This is a genomic window from Pseudomonas serboccidentalis, assembly GCF_028830055.1.
In the GTDB taxonomy this organism is placed as follows: domain Bacteria; phylum Pseudomonadota; class Gammaproteobacteria; order Pseudomonadales; family Pseudomonadaceae; genus Aquipseudomonas; species Aquipseudomonas serboccidentalis.
In genome coordinates, this window is record NZ_CP101655.1 from 3,186,535 (window position 1) to 3,205,178 (window position 18,644).

14 protein-coding genes are annotated in these 18,644 nt (G+C 61.0%); 13 read left to right on the forward strand and 1 reads right to left on the reverse strand.

The window, feature by feature from the left end; all coding sequences use genetic code 11:
• Positions 1-5 precede the first annotated feature (5 nt).
• On the reverse strand, positions 6-2,651 hold the full coding sequence (gene aceE / locus NN484_RS14585) for a pyruvate dehydrogenase (acetyl-transferring), homodimeric type (protein ID WP_127648682.1): 2,646 nt from the start codon (positions 2,649-2,651) through the stop codon (positions 6-8).
• 384 nt (positions 2,652-3,035) lie between these two features.
• Between aceE and glnE the strand changes: the two genes are divergently transcribed.
• From glnE to NN484_RS14650, 13 genes are all read left to right on the forward strand, one after another.
• A complete protein-coding gene (gene glnE / locus NN484_RS14590) occupies positions 3,036-5,975 on the forward strand; it encodes a bifunctional [glutamate--ammonia ligase]-adenylyl-L-tyrosine phosphorylase/[glutamate--ammonia-ligase] adenylyltransferase (RefSeq protein WP_274657387.1) in 2,940 nt (979 codons plus the stop codon).
• 305 nt (positions 5,976-6,280) lie between these two features.
• Complete coding sequence (gene waaF, locus NN484_RS14595) at positions 6,281-7,315, forward strand: lipopolysaccharide heptosyltransferase II (protein ID WP_274657388.1); 1,035 nt, start codon at positions 6,281-6,283, stop codon at positions 7,313-7,315.
• Between the two features lies 1 nt (position 7,316).
• Positions 7,317-8,378, forward strand: coding sequence for a lipopolysaccharide heptosyltransferase I (waaC, locus tag NN484_RS14600; RefSeq protein ID WP_127648685.1), 1,062 nt, complete (start codon positions 7,317-7,319; stop codon positions 8,376-8,378).
• Positions 8,378-9,499, forward strand: a complete 1,122-nt coding sequence (locus tag NN484_RS14605) for a glycosyltransferase family 4 protein (RefSeq protein ID WP_215501284.1) — start codon at positions 8,378-8,380, stop codon at positions 9,497-9,499. The genes waaC and NN484_RS14605 overlap by 1 nt, the downstream gene beginning before the upstream one ends.
• On the forward strand, positions 9,500-10,306 hold the full coding sequence (rfaP, locus tag NN484_RS14610) for a lipopolysaccharide core heptose(I) kinase RfaP (protein ID WP_215501285.1): 807 nt from the start codon (positions 9,500-9,502) through the stop codon (positions 10,304-10,306).
• Positions 10,306-11,040: a lipopolysaccharide kinase InaA family protein gene (locus NN484_RS14615; RefSeq protein WP_127648688.1), complete on the forward strand. Its 735-nt coding sequence runs from the start codon at positions 10,306-10,308 to the stop codon at positions 11,038-11,040. The genes rfaP and NN484_RS14615 overlap by 1 nt, the downstream gene beginning before the upstream one ends.
• Complete coding sequence (locus tag NN484_RS14620) at positions 11,037-11,789, forward strand: lipopolysaccharide kinase InaA family protein (RefSeq protein WP_274657389.1); 753 nt, start codon at positions 11,037-11,039, stop codon at positions 11,787-11,789. Before NN484_RS14615 ends, NN484_RS14620 begins: the two co-directional genes overlap by 4 nt.
• On the forward strand, positions 11,789-13,240 hold the full coding sequence (locus tag NN484_RS14625; RefSeq protein WP_215501287.1) for a lipopolysaccharide kinase InaA family protein: 1,452 nt from the start codon (positions 11,789-11,791) through the stop codon (positions 13,238-13,240). The genes NN484_RS14620 and NN484_RS14625 overlap by 1 nt, the downstream gene beginning before the upstream one ends.
• Positions 13,241-13,453: 213 nt before the next feature.
• Positions 13,454-13,789 carry a YceK/YidQ family lipoprotein gene (locus tag NN484_RS14630; protein ID WP_215501288.1) on the forward strand — a complete coding sequence of 112 codons (336 nt, stop codon included), beginning with the start codon at positions 13,454-13,456 and terminating at the stop codon, positions 13,787-13,789.
• A 6-nt stretch (positions 13,790-13,795) separates the two neighbouring features.
• Entirely contained in the window at positions 13,796-14,650 is an 855-nt protein-coding gene (locus tag NN484_RS14635) for a DUF3800 domain-containing protein (protein WP_215501289.1), read from the forward strand.
• A gap of 225 nt (positions 14,651-14,875) precedes the next feature.
• The gene (locus NN484_RS14640; RefSeq protein WP_007967355.1) at positions 14,876-16,633 is read left to right on the forward strand and encodes a carbamoyltransferase family protein; all 1,758 of its coding nucleotides are present in this window, start codon (positions 14,876-14,878) and stop codon (positions 16,631-16,633) included.
• Entirely contained in the window at positions 16,617-17,747 is a 1,131-nt protein-coding gene (locus NN484_RS14645; protein ID WP_127648970.1) for a glycosyltransferase, read from the forward strand. Before NN484_RS14640 ends, NN484_RS14645 begins: the two co-directional genes overlap by 17 nt.
• Positions 17,747-18,643 (forward strand): antimicrobial resistance protein Mig-14, encoded by an 897-nt coding sequence (locus NN484_RS14650; RefSeq protein ID WP_215501291.1) that lies wholly within the window; start codon positions 17,747-17,749, stop codon positions 18,641-18,643. The genes NN484_RS14645 and NN484_RS14650 overlap by 1 nt, the downstream gene beginning before the upstream one ends.
• Position 18,644 lies beyond the last annotated feature (1 nt).

An 18,644-nucleotide genomic window follows, 5' to 3' on the forward strand; every position in this document is an offset into this window, starting at 1 on the left:
TCTCCTCAGCAGTCCAGTGGGTTGCGTTTTTCCGGGTCGATGCCGAACTTGACGATGGCCTCAGCCACGACTTTAGGTTCGATATCACCACGGTCAGCCAGTGCTTCCAGGGCTGCCAACACCACGAAATGACGGTCGACTTCGAAGAAATGACGCAGTTTCTTGCGGCTGTCGCTGCGGCCGAAACCGTCGGTGCCCAGGACTTTGAATTCCTTGGACGGTACCCACTGACGGATCTGCTCGGCGAACAGCTTCATGTAGTCGGTAGAGGCAATGACCGGACCCTTGCGGCCGTTCAGGCACTCTTCGACGTAGCTCAGCTTAGGCTTCTGGCCAGGCTTCAGGCGGTTGCTGCGCTCTACGGCCAGGCCGTCGCGACGCAGTTCGTTGAAGCTGGTGACGCTCCACACGTCGGCGCCGACGTTGAACTCTTCACGCAGGATCTTCGCTGCTTCACGGACTTCACGCAGGATGGTGCCGGAGCCCATCAGCTGTACGTGGTGTGCCGCGTCGCGGGTGTCTTCTTCGAGCAGGTACATGCCTTTCTTGATGCCTTCTTCGGCACCGGCCGGCATGGCTGGCTGCTGGTACGACTCGTTCATCACGGTGATGTAGTAGAAGATGTCCTGTTGCTCTTCGGTCATCTTCTTCATGCCGTCCTGAATGATCACCGCCAGCTCGTAGCCGTAGGTTGGATCGTAGGTGCGGCAGTTCGGGATGGTCGCGGCCAGCAGGTGGCTGTGACCGTCTTCGTGCTGCAGGCCTTCACCGTTCAGGGTGGTACGGCCGGCGGTGCCGCCGATCAGGAAGCCACGGGTACGGCTGTCGCCAGCGGCCCAGGCCAGGTCACCGATACGCTGGAAGCCGAACATCGAGTAGAAGATGTAGAACGGCAGCATCGGCTGGTTGTGGCTGGAGTACGAAGTACCGGCGGCGATGAACGAGCTCATGGCGCCTGCTTCGTTGATACCTTCTTCAAGGATCTGACCTTTCTGGTCTTCCTTGTAGAACATCACCTGGTCTTTATCGACTGGCTCGTAGAGCTGGCCGACGGACGAGTAGATGCCCAGCTGACGGAACATGCCTTCCATACCGAAGGTACGGGCTTCGTCCGGGATGATCGGAACGATGCGCGGGCCGATTTCCTTGTCCTTGACCAGCTGCGCGAGGATCCGCACGAAGGCCATGGTGGTGGAGATTTCACGGTCGCCGGAACCATCGAGGATGGCTTTGAGGGTGTCCAGATCCGGCGTCGGCACGCTGAAACTCTGTGCGCGGCGCTGTGGAACGAAACCGCCCAGGGCTGCACGGCGCTCGCTCAGGTAGCGGGCTTCGGCGCTGTTTGGCTCTGGCTTGAAGAACGGCAGGTTCTCCAGCTCTTCGTCCTTGACCGGGATGTCGAAACGATCGCGGAACAGCTTCAGGCTTTCAACATCAACCTTCTTGGTGTTGTGCGCGGTGTTTTTCGCTTCGCCGGCGCCGGTGCCATAACCCTTGATGGTCTTGGCCAGGATAACGGTCGGCTGTTCTTTGTGGTTGACCGCTTCGTGGTACGCCGCATAGACCTTGTACGGGTCGTGGCCGCCACGGTTGAGTTTCCAGATCTCGTCGTCGGACAGATCGGCAACCATCGCCTTGAGTTCAGGCGTGTTGAAGAAGTGCTCGCGAACGAACGCGCCGTCTTTGGCTTTGTAGTTCTGGTACTCGCCGTCGATGACTTCGTCCATGCGACGTTGCAGGATGCCGTCGACGTCTTTGGCCAGCAACGGGTCCCAGAAACGGCCCCAGATGACTTTGGTCACGTTCCACTGAGCACCGCGGAACACGCCTTCGAGTTCCTGGATGATCTTGCCGTTGCCGCGAACCGGGCCGTCGAGGCGCTGCAGGTTGCAGTTGATGACGAAGATCAGGTTGTCCAGCTTCTCGCGGCCGGCCAGGGAGATGGCGCCCAGGGATTCCGGCTCGTCGCACTCGCCGTCGCCCAGGAAGCACCAGACTTTCTGTTTGCCCGGCTGGATGAAACCGCGGTGTTCCAGGTACTTCATGAAGCGTGCCTGGTAGATCGCCTGAATCGGACCCAGACCCATGGATACGGTCGGGAACTGCCAGAAGTCAGGCATCAGCCATGGGTGCGGATAGGACGACAGGCCCTGACCGTCGACTTCCTGGCGGAAGTTGTTCATCTGGTCTTCGGTGATGCGGCCTTCCATGAATGCACGGGCGTAAACGCCTGGCGAGGTGTGGCCCTGGAAGTAGATCAGGTCGCCACCGTGTTCGTCGGTCGGGGCCTGGAAGAAGTAGTTGAAGCCGATGTCATACAGGGTCGCACTGGAGGCGAAGCTGGAGATGTGACCACCCAGGTCAGAATCTTTCAGGTTCGTACGCATTACCATGGCCATCGCGTTCCAGCGTACCAGCGAGCGAATGCGGCGTTCCATGAACAGGTCGCCAGGCATGCGTGCTTCGTGGGTGACGGGGATCGTGTTGCGGTAAGGCGTGGTGATGGCGTAAGGGAGCTGCGAGCCGCTGCGGGTCGCGAGTTCGCCCATACGGGTCATCAGATAGTGAGCACGGTCTTCGCCTTCTTTGTCGAGAACCGATTCCAGGGCGTCCAGCCATTCCTGGGTTTCGACGGGATCGAGGTCTTGCATGGCTTGCTCCAGGGCGGAAAGGCTTCCAGAATCGGTTGCCTGAGTTTGCGACTGGCCTTGTGGGCAGACGATTTAAAATTCTTGGATTGCCGACAGGTTGTTCCGGCGGCGTGTAGTTTTACTACAAATCTTTGAGCATTTCAGCCTTTCGGATGTATAGACGAGTAGTAAAACTACAGATGAAAGGCTTGTGGCCTCCGACTGCGTTGTGAGAATAATCGTTAAGGTTGGTCGATTACCATCCGTAAAAGGTGAAACTTTGATGCTGGATGCTAAAGAAGAAGAAATTTCAGCTATTTCTAACTTTTGTTCGACAGTCCTTCGCGTAGCGGGTTTTCATCAAACACTACAAGCGGCCATTTACACGCCGATCAAGGATAGACCATGACCCTGCCCGCGCTTGCCGAACTGCCCGCCATTCTCCTGCCGTTGGTCACTCGATCCGAGCAGTCGTTCCGTACGGCCGTCGCTTCACTGGAAGACGATCACGGCTTCTCTACCTGGACGCCGCAACGCTGGGTGCAATTCGCCCGCGTCAGTGCCGCCAGCGATTTCGTCATTGAACAGAGCGTTCGTGACCCTTTGATGTTGCTGTCGCTGGTGCAGTCCGGCGAACTCGACCGGCCATTCGCGCCGGGTGAGCTGTGCGCGCAGATTGCCGCCGCCGTGAACACCGCGCAAAGCGAAGACGAACTCGGTCGTGTACTGCGTCGGCAGCGCGCTCGCCATCAAGTGCGGATCATCTGGCGTGATCTGAACCGCCAGGCCGATCTGGTGCAGACCTGCCGCGACCTTTCCGACATGGCCGACGCCACCATCGACCAGGCTTATCAATGGTTGTACAGCCGCCATTGTCAGCAGTTCGGCACGCCGACCGGCCGGCGCAGCGGCCTGGCGCAGCAGATGGTCATCCTCGGCATGGGCAAACTCGGCGCGGTCGAGTTGAACCTGTCCTCCGACATCGACCTGATCTTCGCCTACCCCGAGGGCGGCGAAACCGTCGGCGTGAAGCGCGCGCTGGATAATCAGGAATTCTTCATTCGGCTCGGTCAGCGCCTGATCAAGGCCCTCGACCCGATGACCGTCGACGGTTTCGTATTCCGCGTCGACATGCGCCTGCGTCCGTACGGTTCGTCCGGCGCGCTGGTGCTCAGCTTTAATGCACTGGAGCAGTATTACCAGGATCAGGGCCGCGACTGGGAACGCTACGCGATGATCAAGGCGCGGGTGGTGGCCGGCGATCAAGCGGCGGGCGCGCAGTTGCTCGACATGCTGCGGCCGTTCGTTTACCGGCGTTATCTGGATTTCTCGGCGATCGAAGCGCTGCGCACCATGAAGCAACTAATACAGCAGGAAGTGCGGCGCAAGGGCATGGCCGACAATATCAAGCTGGGTTCCGGCGGTATCCGCGAAGTCGAGTTCATCGCCCAGGCCTTCCAGTTGATCCACGGCGGGCGCGATCTGAGCCTGCAGCAGCGTCCTCTATTAAAGGTACTGAGCACGCTGGAGGGGCAGGGTTATCTGCCGCCGGCGGTGATCAGCGAGCTGCGCGAAGGTTATGAATTCCTGCGTTACACCGAACACGCGATCCAGGCGATTGCCGACCGCCAGACCCAGATGTTGCCGGACGGCGCTCAGGATCAGGCGCGCATTGCGTTCATGCTCGGTTTCGCCGATTGGGAGGCTTTCCACGAAAAACTGATGTTCTGGCGTGGCCGGGTGGCCTGGCACTTCGCGCAGGTGATCGCCGATCCCGATGAAGAAGAGGGTGCCGATTGCGAAGTGGTGGTCGGCGGTGAATGGCTGCCGCTGTGGGAAGAGGCGCAGGACGAAGAGGCCGCTTGCCGGCAATTGGAAGAAGGCGGCTTCAAAGATGCGGCCAAAGCGCTGAAAGCGCTGGCCGGTTTGCGCGGCAGCGCACAGTTGCGCGCGATGCAGCGGCTGGGGCGCGAGCGTCTTGATGCCTTTATTCCACGATTGTTGGCGCAGGCGGTGGAGCACGCCGATCCGGATCTGGTGCTGGAACGGGTGCTGCCACTGGTCGAAGCAGTGGCTCGACGCTCGGCTTATTTAGTGTTGCTGACGGAAAATCCAGGCGCCCTGCGGCGTTTGCTGACGCTGTGTGCGGCCAGTCCGTGGATCGCCGAGCAGATCACCCGCTTCCCGTTGCTGCTCGACGAACTGCTCAACGAGGGGCGCCTGTTCAAGCCGCCGCTGGCCCCTGAGCTGGCTGCCGAACTGCGCGAGCGTCTGACGCGGATTCCCGAAGACGACCTCGAACAACAGATGGAAGCGCTGCGTCATTTCAAGCTCGCGCACCGTTTGCGCGTCGCCGCGTCGGAAATTGCCGGCAGCCTGCCGTTGATGAAGGTCAGCGATTACCTGACCTGGCTGGCCGAAGCGATTCTCGAGCAAGTGCTGGCCCTGGCTTGGCGCCAGACGGTCGCCAAGTACGGCACGCCGCTGCGCACCGACGGCACCTTGTGCGATCCCGGCTTCATCATTGTCGGTTATGGGAAAGTCGGCGGGCTGGAACTGGGGCATGGTTCTGACCTGGACCTGGTGTTCATCCATGACGGCGATCCGCAGGCGGAAACCGATGGGCCGAAGCCGATCGATGGCGCGCAGTTCTTCACCCGGCTGGGCCAGCGGATCATTCACCTGCTGACCGCGCAGACCAACTCCGGGCAGTTGTATGAAGTGGACATGCGCCTGCGGCCGTCCGGTGCCTCGGGGCTGTTGGTCAGTTCGCTCGGTGCGTTCGAGCGCTATCAGGAAAATGAAGCCTGGACCTGGGAGCATCAGGCGCTGGTGCGGGCGCGGGTGCTGGTCGGCAGTCAGGATGTCGGGCAGGCGTTCGAGAAAGTCCGGGCGCAGGTATTGGGCAAGGCGCGGGATCTGGCGAAGTTGCAGCAGGAAGTCAGCGAGATGCGCGCCAAGATGCGCGACAACCTCGGCAGCAAGGGCACCGCGGCCGGTACGGCGGCGAACGCCTTCGAAGCCACGGCACCGTTCGACCTCAAGCAGGACGCCGGAGGTATCGTCGATATTGAATTTATGGTGCAATACGCGGCCCTGGCGTGGTCGCACAGCCACCCGCCATTGCTGCGCTGGACCGATAACATCCGCATTCTGGAAGAGCTGGAACACGAAGGGCTGATGCCTGCCGAAGACGCCAGCCTGCTGCGCGAGGCCTATAAAGCCTACCGCTCCGCCGCCCACCGGCAGGCCTTGCAGAAGGACGCCGGGGTGATCCCGGGTGACCAGTTTGTCGAGGAACGCCGGCAGGTATTGCGGATCTGGAAAGAGTTGGGGCTGAGCTGAACACGGTTTGAGCTGCACGTAATACCCTGTGGGAGCGAGCTTGCTCGCGAAGGCGGCGTGTCAGGTGACAGCGATGTCGAATGTGATGGCCCCTTCGCGAGCGAGCTCGCTCCCACATGGGATGTGTGGTGATTTGCAGATTGAGACACGAACAAACAATGTAGGAGCGAGCCTGCTCGCGATAGCGGAGTGACTGTCGACAGTGATGTTGAAGGTAATGACCCATCGCAAGCCGCCGGTGTTCCCACTGTGATTCTCGAGGCGGGGAGGCGTAAATGCCTCCCCGGTTCGTTTATGGAAACCACATGAATATTCTGATCGTTGGGCCCAGTTGGGTCGGTGACATGGTGATGGCGCAGACACTGTTTCAGTGTCTCAAGCAGCGCCACCCGCAATGCGAAATCGACGTGCTGGCCCCCGAGTGGAGCCGGCCGATCCTTGAGCGCATGCCCGAAGTGCGCAAGGCCTTGAGCTTCCCGCTCGGCCATGGCGCGCTGGAGCTGGCGACGCGCCGGCGGATCGGCAAATCCCTGGCCGGCCAGTACGATCAGGCGATCCTGCTGCCCAACTCGCTGAAGTCGGCGCTGGTGCCGTTCTTTGCCGGGATCAAACAGCGCACCGGCTGGCGCGGCGAGTTCCGCTACGGCCTGCTCAATGACGTGCGCACGCTGGACAAAGAGCGTTATCCGCTGATGATCGAGCGCTTCATGGCCCTGGCCTATGAACCGAACGCCGAGCTGCCGAAACCCTATCCGCGTCCGAACCTGCAAATCGATCCGGTGACCCGCGAAGCGGCGCTGGCCAAATTCGGCCTGACGCTTGATCGCCCGGTGTTGGCCCTGTGCCCCGGTGCCGAGTTCGGCGAATCCAAGCGCTGGCCGTCCGAGCATTACGCCAAGGTCGCCGAAACGCGGATTCGCGAAGGCTGGCAGGTGTGGTTGTTCGGCTCGAAAAACGATCACGCGGTGGGTGAAGACATCCGCGCGCGGCTGATTCCCGGCCTGCGTGAGGAGTCGGTCAACCTCAGTGGCGGCACCTCGCTGGCCGAGGCCATCGACCTGCTGTCCTGCGCCGACTCGGTGGTGTCCAACGATTCGGGTCTGATGCATGTGGCGGCGGCGCTGAACCGTCCGCTGGTGGCCGTCTACGGCTCGACTTCGCCGGGTTTCACCCCACCATTGGCCGAACACGTCGAAATCGTTCGGCTGGGGCTCGATTGCAGCCCTTGCTTCGATCGCACCTGCCGTTTCGGCCATTACAACTGCCTGCGCCAGCTGATGCCGGACGCGGTCAACGATGCCTTGCAGAGATTGCAGGGCTCCGTGGTCGAGGTTCATTAAGTTGCGGGTATTGTTGATCAAGACTTCATCGCTGGGCGACGTGATTCATGCGTTGCCAGCGCTGACCGACGCGGCCCGGGCCATCCCCGGGATCAAGTTCGACTGGGTGGTGGAAGAGGGCTTCGCCGAGATCCCGACCTGGCACCCGGCCGTCGACAAGGTGATTGCGGTGGCCATCCGCCGCTGGCGCAAGAACCTCTGGCAGACCCTCAAGAGCGGCGAGTGGAAACGCTTCAAGCAAAGCGTGCGCGCCAACAAGTATGACCTGGTGATCGATGCTCAAGGCCTGCTGAAAAGTGCCTGGCTGACCCGCTACGTCAAAGCCCCGGTGGCTGGTCTCGACAAGGGATCGGCGCGCGAGCCGATCGCTGCGCGTTTTTATGACCGCAAACTGGCCGTGGCCCGTGGTCAGCATGCTGTCGAACGCGTGCGGCAGTTGTTCGCCATCGCCCTCGGTTATGACCTGCCCAAGGGGCTGGGCGACTATGGCCTCAACGTCGAGCGTCTGGTGGAGTTGCCACGCAAGAGCGCGTTCGTGGTGTTCCTGCACGGCACCACATGGGACACCAAACACTGGCCGGAAGCCTATTGGCGCGAGCTGACCGAACGGGTCGGCTACCTGGGCGTCGGGGTCAAACTGCCGTGGGGCAACCCGCTGGAGAAGGCCCGCGCCGAGCGTATTGCCGCCGGTTTCAAACACGCCGAAGTGTTGCCGAAGCTGAATCTGGCCGGCGTCGGCAAAGTGCTGGCCGGTGCCCAGGCGTGCGTGGCGGTCGACACCGGTCTCGGTCATCTGGCGGCCGCGCTGGATGTACCGACGATTTCGCTGTTCGGCCCGACCAACCCGGGCCTGACCGGCGCCTACGGCAAGGTGCAGATTCACATGGCCAGTGATTTCCCCTGCGCCCCTTGCCTGCAAAAGAAATGTACCTATCAACCGACCGCGCAGGATGCCCGTCAGTTTGACCTGAAGCGTGAACAGCCTCTGTGCTTCACGCGTCTGAACCCCGAGCGTGTCGCCAGCCGACTGAGCACGTTGTTAATGGCTGAGGAACTGCGCTGATGCAATTGGCATTCGTCCTGTACAAATATTTTCCGTTCGGTGGCTTGCAGCGCGATTTCATGCGCATCGCCCTCGAATGCCAGAAGCGCGGTCACCAGATTCGCGTCTACACCCTGATCTGGGAAGGCGACGTGCCGCCCGGTTTTGAAGTGCTGGTGGCGCCGGTCAAGGCGTTCTTCAACCATCGACGCAACGAGAAACTCACCGCGTGGATGGAAGCGGACCTGGCCAAGCGTCCCGTGGATCGACTGATCGGATTCAACAAGATGCCGGGGCTGGACGTCTACTACGCCGCCGACGGCTGCTTCGAAGACAAGGCGCAGAACCTGCGTCACTCGCTGTACCGCCGCTGGGGCCGTTATCGCCACTTCGCCGAGTACGAGCGCGCGGTGTTCGCCAAAGACGCGAAAACCGAAGTGTTGATGATTTCCGAAGTGCAGCAACCGCTGTTCATCAAGCATTACGACACGCCGCTTGAGCGCTTCCACCTGCTGCCGCCGGGCATTGCCCAGGATCGTCGGCGCCCGGCGGATGCCGATGAGATTCGCGCCGGTTTCCGCGCCGAATTCAACCTCAAGGACGACGAACTGCTGCTGGTGCAGATCGGTTCCGGGTTCAAGACCAAAGGCGTCGATCGCAGCCTCAAGGCGCTGGCCGCATTGCCCGCCGAGCTGAAGAAACGCACCCGGCTGTTTGTAATCGGCCAGGATGACCCCAAATTGTTCCAGATGCAGAGTGCAACTTTGGGCCTGGGCGACAACGTGACGTTCCTCAAGGGCCGCAGCGATATCCCGCGTTTTCTGCTCGGTGCCGATCTGTTGATCCATCCGGCGTACAACGAAAACACCGGTACGGTGCTGCTCGAAGCGCTGGTGGCGGGTTTGCCGGTGCTGGTCAGCGCGGTCTGCGGTTACGCCCATTACATTGCCGAGGCGGACGCCGGGCGCGTGCTGGACGAGCCGTTCGATCAGGCGCAGCTCACCCAATACCTGATCGACATGTTGGGCGACGCCTCTGCACGCGCGGCCTGGAGCCGCAATGGTCTGGCCTTCGCCGAGACGGCCGACCTCTATAGCATGCCGCAGCACGCGGCCGATGTGATTCTGGCGGAGCACGCTTAAATGAAGTTGATGCTGGCTGAACCGTTCAAGAGCCTATGGGCCGGGCGCGATCCGTTCGCCGAAGTCGAAGGCTTGCAGGGCGAGGTCTACCGCGAGCTGGAAGCTCGACGGACGCTGCGCACGGAAGTCGATGGCAACGGATTTTTCGTCAAGATCCACCGTGGCATCGGCTGGGGCGAAATCTTCAAGAACCTGCTGACCGCCAAGCTTCCGGTGCTCGGCGCGGGTCAGGAGTGGAAGGCGATCCAGCGTCTGCAGGAAGTCGGCGTGCCGACCATGACCGCTGTCGCCTACGGCGAGAAGGGCAGCAACCCGGCCGATCAGCATTCGTTCATCGTCACCGAAGAGCTGGCGCCGACCATCAGCCTTGAAGACTTCAGCATCGACTGGGTCAAGCAGCCGCCGGAGCCCACGCTCAAGCGGGCGCTGATCGCTGAAGTCGCGCGCATGACCGGCATGATGCACCGCGCCGGAGTCAACCATCGCGACTGCTACATCTGCCACTTCCTGCTGCACACCGACAAGCCGGTCACCCCGCAGAGCTTCAAGCTGTCGGTGATCGACCTGCACCGTGCCCAGACCCGTCCAAAGATCACTCAACGTTGGCGCAACAAGGACCTGGCGGCGCTGTATTTTTCGGCGCTGGATATCGGCCTGACCCGTCGCGACAAGCTGCGTTTCCTCAAAGGCTATTTCCAGCAACCGCTGCGGCAGATCCTGGCCGAAGAAGCGCCGCTGCTGAGCTGGCTCGAAGGCAAGGCCAACAAGCTCTACGCGCGTAAACAGCGTTACGGGGATGCGCTCTGATGGCGGGTTGGACTCTGGAGCCGCAATACAGCGATCTGGTCGACGATTTTGGCAGCCTCGAAGCGGTGTTTGCCCTGCAGGGCGAGCGCCTGACCCGCGACCCGCTGTCCGAAGTCATCCGCGTGCAGCGCAACGGCGTCAACTATTACGTCAAACGCTACGTCGGCGCCGGTAAAGGTTTGCGCCGTTACCTGGGCAAGCCACGAGTGAAGATGGAGTGGCAGAACCTCAAGCGCTTCGCCAAGTGGGGCATTCCCACCGCCGAAGTGGTGGCTTGGGGCCTGGAACGACGTGGCGCCGCTTATGCCCGTGGAGCGATGATCACCCGCGAGCTGCCGCGCACCGAAGACCTCTCGGCGCTGGCCGAACGCAACGATCCCAAGCTCAAGGATCGCGGCTGGGTCGATGGCATCAGCCGGCAATTGGCGGTGTACACCCGAACCATGCACGATCAGCGCTTCACCCATAACGATCTGAAGTGGCGCAATCTGCTGATCGACGATCAGGCGCAACTGTTTCTGATCGACTGCCCGAATGGCGATTTCTGGCGCGGCTTCTGGCTCAAGTACCGGATCACCAAAGACCTGGCCTGCCTCGACAAGGTGGCCAAATATCACCTGTCGAACACCCAGCGCCTGCGCTTCTACCTGCAATACCGCGGACGTGATCGGCTCAATGCCGCCGACAAGAAACGGATTCGTCACGTGGTGAGATTTTTCGAGGGACGCGAATGACTGATTTCCTGGCCGCTGAAGACCGGGCGCTGCTTGAGCGTCATGGCCTCGGCACTTTCGATGCGCTCTGGGCCAAACAGCTCGAAGCGGTGGACGAGCCGAACACCGATGGCGGTGGCTGGAGCAGCGTGTTTCGCCTGGAGCTGGACGGGCAGGCCTATTACCTCAAGCGGCAGAGCAATTATCTGACCCGCACCCTGCATGCACCGTTCGGCGAGCCCAGTTTCGCCCGCGAGTTTCGCAATATCAGCCGTTACAACAAATTGGGGATTCCTGCGCTGCAGGCGGCGTTCTTCGGTGAGCGCAAGGTCAAGGGTGACGTTCACGCGATCCTGCTGACCCGCGCCCTCGACGGCTGGGACGACCTCGATTCGCTGTTGCAGCGCTGGTCCGAGCTGACCGCCGCGCAGCAGTCGGCGATTCTCCAGGCCTGCGGGCAACTGGCGCGCCAGCTGCACGGCGTGCGTCAGGTGCACGGCTGCTTTTACCCGAAACACATCTTTTTGCAGGCTGATGGCGAGCGCTATCGGGCGCAACTGATCGACCTGGAAAAGACCCGGCCACTGCTGTTCGGTCAGCGTGATCGGGTCAAGGACCTGGAGCCACTGCTGCGTCGCGCACCTGAATGGAGCGAGGCGCAATTGCGCGAATTGCTCGCGGCGTATCTCGATCAGCCAATCGACAGTTCGCTGGTCGACAGTTGGGTTTCACGACTGACCGCACGTCGCAGTCGCAAGGAGACCCGTTGATGCAGTTGTCCGAACTGAAAAACGCCGGACGCACGCCGAGTCTGCCGCTGACGATCACCCTCGCCGATGCGGCAGGCCCCGCGGATCTGCAGTTGCTGAGCCTGCTGCGGGTGTTGCCCGGGCAGCGCTATGTCGGTGCCGGGGTCTGGCGCGGGCGGCCGGTGCTGGCCAAATTGCTGGTGGGCAGCAAGGCCGCGCGGCACTTTCAGCGTGAGCTGGCGGGCGTCAAGTTGCTCGCCGGCCAAGGCCTGACCACACCGTTGCTGTTGGCCGATGGCTTGCAGGACGGTGAGGGCGGCTGGCTGCTCTTCGAATTTCTTGAAAACGCCGAAAGCCTCGGTGATGCCTGGCAGCAGGTCGAATCGCTGCCAGTGCTGGCGGACGAGCAATCGGCGGTACTGGCCGAGGCGCTGGGGGCCATCGGTCAGCTGCATGGCAAGGGCCTGTGGCAGGAAGATCTGCACCTGGACAACCTGTTGCGCCATGGCGGTCAGTTGTACCTGATCGATGGCGCGGGGATTTGCGCCGAGACCGCCGGTCAACCGTTGTCGCGGCAGAAGGTGCTGGAAAATCTCGGGGTGTTTTTCGCCCAGTTGCCCAAGTCGCTGGAGCCGTTCACCGAAGAATTACTGGTGTATTACCTGCTGAGCAACAGCGAGCATGCGCTACCGCTGGAAGCGTTGCAGAAGCAGATCGCCAAGGTTCGCGCCTGGCGCCTGAAGGATTACCTGATCAAGGTTGGCCGCGAATGCACCTTGTTCAGTGTGCGGCGCGGTGCGTTTGGCCTGCGGGCGATCCGTCGCGAGGAAGAGGTGGCGATGCTGCCGGTACTGGAGCAGGCCGATGCGCTGCTCGATCAGGGCCATCTGTACAAGACCGGTGGTGCGGCGAGCGTTGGCAAGGTCGAAGTGGCCGGGCGTACGCTGGTGATCAAACGCTACAACATCAAAGGCTTTGCGCACTGGCTCAAGCGCTTCTGGCGTCCGAGCCGCGCGTGGCACTCGTGGCGTGAAGGCAATCGCCTGGCGTTTCTCGGCATCGCCACGCCGAAACCGCTGGCGGTGCTGGAAAAGCGCTTTCTGTGGTTGCGCAGCCGCGCCTATCTGGTGACCGAGTTCCTGCCGGGGCCGGACATCATCGAGCGCTTCGCGCCGTACGTCGAAAGTGGCGCGGCGCCGGAGTCCGAATTGTTGGCGCTGGATCAACTGTTTGCGCGGCTGATCGCCGAGCGCATCAGCCATGGCGACTTCAAGGGCCATAACCTGTTCTGGCAGGAGGATCGCTGGGCATTGATCGACCTGGATTCGATGTGTCAGCACGCGTCTGTCAGCAGTTTTGCGCCGGCTTATGCGCGGGATCGGGCGCGGTTCATGCGTAACTGGCCCGAGAGCAGCGCGCTGTATCAGGTGATCGATCAGCGGTTACCCAAGGACATCTCCAGCGCTAACTGAAACCCTTCGCCAGCAGGCTGCTCCCACATTGGAATGCATTCCCCTGTAGGAGTGAGCCTGCTCGCGATGAGGCTTTAACCCCCCCAAAAAAATTCCCCTTGAGCAATGACGGACAAACACCACTGACTTGTCCTACAGCTTCTCCAGAAGCCATGAACTGTGCCCGCCCCAGCCCAGATGCTAGCTTGCCCTGACCACTTCGGAGGGCAAAACTTGACCATCAAAAAGGCTGTAGCGTTGGGCGCCTGCTCATGGGTTTTATCCGGTTGCGGCTCCGCCGCCTCGGTGCTGCAAATGGACGCCGACGTCGCCCGCGACCTGCGCAAACAGAAAACCTACTGCCAATCGATTCCACGGATCTACAGCGGTCTGGTATTCGATTTCTGCGTACTCAATGCCCCACCTGACCCTACCGGTGTGCTGCTGCCATTCGTGCTGCTGGATCTGCCGTTGTCCGGTGTGCTGGACACGGTGGTGCTGCCGTATACGATTTATCAACAGGTCGTGGATGGCAATATCAGCATCTATTGGCGATCGGATCGCGGGTGACCTGTTTTGCAGTTTTCTCTGTTTGAAAACCAGAGCGAGTCGCAAGCGATTGTCGAAGCGACAGCGCTTTTGTATCCGTCCGGAAGATACAGCGACTTCGTCATCTATGTTGATGAAAGCGGTGATCACGGAATGCAGAAGCTGGATCCCTATTACCCGATATTCGTGCTCGCTTTTTGCGTTTTTCACAAAAGACATTACTGCGAAAAGGTCATTCCGGCTGTCCAGAAATTCAAGTTCAACCATATGGGGCATGATCTGATCGGGCTGCATGAGCTCGAGATCCGAAAAGAAAAAGGAGCATTCTCCAGCCTGTTCACGTCCAGAGCGCACAAGCATGGCTTTCTTGACGAGCTGACCGGCATTATCGAGGCCAGCAATTTCGTCCTGATCAGTTGCGTCATCGACAAGGCCTTGCTTCGTGAAAAGCAGGCATTTGCTGACAACCCCTATCACTTGGCTCTCGGCTTCTGTCTGGAAACGCTGCATGAGTTTTTGCAGGAAAAGCATCAACAAAAAGCGTTAACACATGTGATTTTCGAGCGGCGAGGCAAGCGCGAAGATAACGAGCTTGAGTTGGAATTCCGTAGGGTATGTGGTGGGGCGAACCGATTGGGTATTCAGATGCCGTTTGACATCGTCTTCGCCACAAAACAAGTGAATTCCACCGGATTGCAGCTGGCTGATCTTGTTGCGAGACCCATCGGCATGAGCGTTTTGAGGCCGGGTCAGGAAAATCGAGCGTTTGACGTGCTCAAGCGCAAGTTCTACTGCAGCGGTGGGCGGCACAATGTCGGAGAAGGTTTCGAGAATTGGGGGTTGAAGCTTTTCCCGCCCTCAGAAAGCGAAAAGCCCCGGTGATCTCACCGAGGCATTAGCGCCGACCGGGATCCCCCAGTCCATTTGCACGTGAGTCTATGTTCAGAGGCTCGAGAGTGTCAACGCGAAGGCCCGCCAGTTCCGCTAGAGGCTTGTCGGCGCTTTTACGCTATAATCCCGCCCTTTAGCTGTCTCTCGCCCGGTGCGAGGGCACATCAATTTTCAAGGCGCATCGCGCCTGAATGCAGACTAAAGAGGCTAGACCCTGTGGCATTGACGATTCTTGGCCTGTCCGGCGCCCTTAGCCATGACCCTTCAGCCGCCTTGTACATCGACGGCAAGCTGGTGGCGGCGGCTGAAGAAGAGCGCTTCGTCCGCGATAAGCATGCAAAGAACCGCATGCCCTACGAATCGGCGAAGTTCTGCCTGGAGCAGGCCGGTATCAAGCCGTCCGACGTTGACGTGGTGGCGATTCCGTTCGCCCCGATCAGCCTGTTCGGCAAGGCTCGCTGGCACTATGCCAAGCGTTACTGGTACGCCCCGGATCGCGCCCTCGATGCGATCCTGATGGGCAACCGTCGCTACAAGCGCTATCGCAACAAGATCGTCTGGTGCCTGGAGCAGCTGGGTTTTGATCCGAAGAAGATCAAGATCGAGCCGGTCGAGCACCACCTGGCTCACGCCTCCAGCGCCTACCACTGCTCGGGTTTCAAAGAGAAAACCGCGATCCTCGGCATCGACGGCAAGGGCGAGTACGCCACGACCTTCTTCGGTTACGGCGAAAACGGCAAGATCCACAAGATCAAGGAATTCTTCGATCCGGACTCCCTCGGCGGCCTGTACGGCGCGATCACCGAGTTCCTCGGTTTCGAGATGCTCGACGGTGAGTTCAAGGTCATGGGCATGGCGCCGTACGGCGATGCCAGCAAATATGACTTCTCGCGTCTGGCCTCGTTCGAGAACGGCGAGCTGGTGATCAACACCGACTACGCCAACGTGATTGGCCTGCGTCGCTACAAAGAGAAGGGCAAAGGCTTCTACTTCTCGCCGAAGCTGATCGAGTGGCTGGGTCCGAAGCGCGAAGGCGACATCGCCGACGAGCCGTACATCCACTACGCCGCGAGCATGCAAGCGCTGTTCGAGAAACTGGCGTTGCAGATGATCGACTACTACCTGGGCGACGTGCTCAAGGAAACCGGCAAACTGGCCTTCGCCGGTGGCTGCGCGTTGAACGTCAAGCTGAACCAGAAAATCATCGCCCGCGATGACATCAAGGAACTGTTCGTCCAGCCAGCGTCCGGCGATGCCGGTACGGCGGTCGGCGCAGCGGCCTATGTGTCCCACGCCCGTGGCGTACCGGTCGAGAAGATGGAACATGTCTACCTCGGCCCGTCGTACAGCAACGAAGACGTGATCGCCGCGTGCGCCCGTCACGAGAACAAGCCGACCTGGCGCAAGCTCGACAACATGCCGGAGCAGATCGCCAAAATCATGGTCGATGGCAACCCGGTGGCCTGGTTCCAGGGCCGCATGGAATTCGGTCCGCGTGCACTGGGTGGTCGTTCGATCATCGGTTGCCCGAGCGTGGCCGGTGTGGCTGACCGCATCAACCATCAGATCAAGTTCCGCGAGCGCTGGAGGCCTTTCTGCCCGTCGATGCTCGACACCGTGGCGCCACAGATGATCAAGATCGATCACCCGGCACCGTTCATGACCTTCACCTTCGAAGTGGCGGAAGAGTGGAAGACCCGCGTGCCGGAAGTCGTCCACGAAGACGGCACCTCCCGTGCCCAGGTGCTCAAGCGCGAATACAACCCGCGCTACTACGACATGATGAAGGCGCTGGAAAATCTCACCGGCAACGGCGTGTCGCTGAACACCTCGCTGAACCGTCGTGGTGAACCGATGATCTGCTCACCGACCGACGCCCTGAACATGTTCTTCGGCTCCGATCTGCAGTACCTGATCATGGAAGACATTCTGGTGGTCAAAGAGGGTGCAAACGCTTATGACTCGCTCGGCTGAACGCCATGTGCTGCAGTTCTGTCACGGCTATGACGGGCCGTTCCTCGACTGCGCACGGCAGTACGCCAGCCTGTTCGCGGGCACCGGTTATCGGGTGACCACGGTCTTTCTGACCGGGGCCGCCGACAGCGAGGTGGCCGCCGCGTGTGCTTCCGATGAAGTGTTGTTCATGGAATACAGCTCCAAGGCCATTCGTGGCCTGAAGCTGGGCGCCATCGGCGATCTGCGCAAGATCGCCGCTTCACGCAATTTCAGTTTCTGCATCGCCCATCGCTTCAAGCCGATCTACATCGCCTTGCTCGGCACGTCGCTGCCGGTGATTGGCGTGCACCACGCGTTTGACGATTACAAACGCGGCACGCGCAAGCTGTTCGCGCACATTTTCCGCAAGCGCCTGAGCCTGCTCGGTGTATCCGACGCGGTGCGCGACGACATGCGTCGTTGTCTGCCGAAATGGCCGTCCACCCGCATCCAGACCCTGTACAACCGCATCGACGTGCCGGCCTTGCAGGCCAGTCAGGTGTCGGCTCGCGAAGCCCGCGAGACCCTGGGGCTGGCGGCGGATGCGTTTATTGTCGGCAACGTCGGACGGCTGCACCCGGACAAGGATCAGGCCACGTTGCTGCACGGCTTTGCTGCAGCGTTGCCCGGTCTGCCGGGAAACAGCCAACTGGTGATCCTCGGCAAGGGCCGTCTGGAGCAGGACCTCAAGGAGCTGGCGCGCGAGCTGGGCATCGGTGACCGGGTGCTGTTTCTCGGCCAGGTACCGGATGCGCGCAATTACTTCCGCGCCTTCGATGTGTTTGCCCTGAGTTCCGATCACGAACCGTTCGGCATGGTGCTGCTGGAGGCCATGGCCGCCGGCGTTCCTTTGCTCGCCACCGCGTGTGGCGGGGCGAGGGAAGTGGTCGAAGGCGTGGGTATCCTGTTCCCGCTGGGCGATGCCGAACACCTTGCACAAGGTCTGCAACATTTGGCGGGTATGGATGATCAGCAACGCCGGCAGTGCGCCGAGCTGATGCTCGATCGCCTGCGTGAGCGTTTCTCCGACCGTGCGGTGCGCGACACCTTCTGGCGTCTGCCGCAAGTTACCGATCTGGCACCGAGGGGCTGATGCTCAACCGATTTCAAGGCTGGCGCGAGCGTGGCTGGTCGCCCGTTGACGCCTCCATCTATGCAACCGCCTGGCAGCGTTTTGGCGGTAGCGTCGCAACGCATCCGCTGGTGGTCGAACGTCTGGCCGCGCTGGCCGGTATCCCGGTGCGTTATCTGGCCTGGGAGCAGGGCGGCGAAGTCAAAGCGGCGATCCCGACCTGGGGCCGCGACCTGGCCCTGTCCAAGGACGTGCTCAAGCGCAACGGCAAGAAAGGCCTGTTCGATCTCGGCAATGCCGAACTGATCCTGCCCGCTGCTGCCGATGCCCAGGCACCGCTGCGTCATCGCGCGCGCTATCTGTCGGCGCTCAACGAAAACCGCTTCAGCGGCATGAAGTTGCAGACCGAGCAACTGGCCATGGCCCGCACCCCCGAAGAACTGTCGAAGAAATTTCGCTACAACCAGCGCCGCGAACTGCGTCTGCTGGAAGAAGCGGGCGGTGTGGTGCGCCCGGTCGGCGAGTTTTCCAGTGCCGAGCTGGCGGCGATCTACTGCGACTTGTTCCAGCGCCGCTGGGGCTTCCCGGCCACTGGCGCGGCGCGCATGGCCGAGGTCATCGAGCTGCTGCGCGAACTGCTGATCGGCTCGGTGATCTTCCTCAACGATGCGCCGATCGCGATTCAACTGGTGTACCGCGTCGAAGCGCCGGAGTGGATCAGCGTTGAGTACATCAACGGCGGTGTCGATCCCGAAACCCGCGAATTCAGCCCTGGCAGCGTGTTGAGCTTCCTCAATACGCAAAGCGCCTGGGAACACGCGCGAGCACTGAACAAGCCGCTGCGGTTTTCCTTCGGTCGTGCCGACCGTGAATACAAGGATCGCTGGTGCAATCCTGTGCCGGTGTTCACCGTATGAG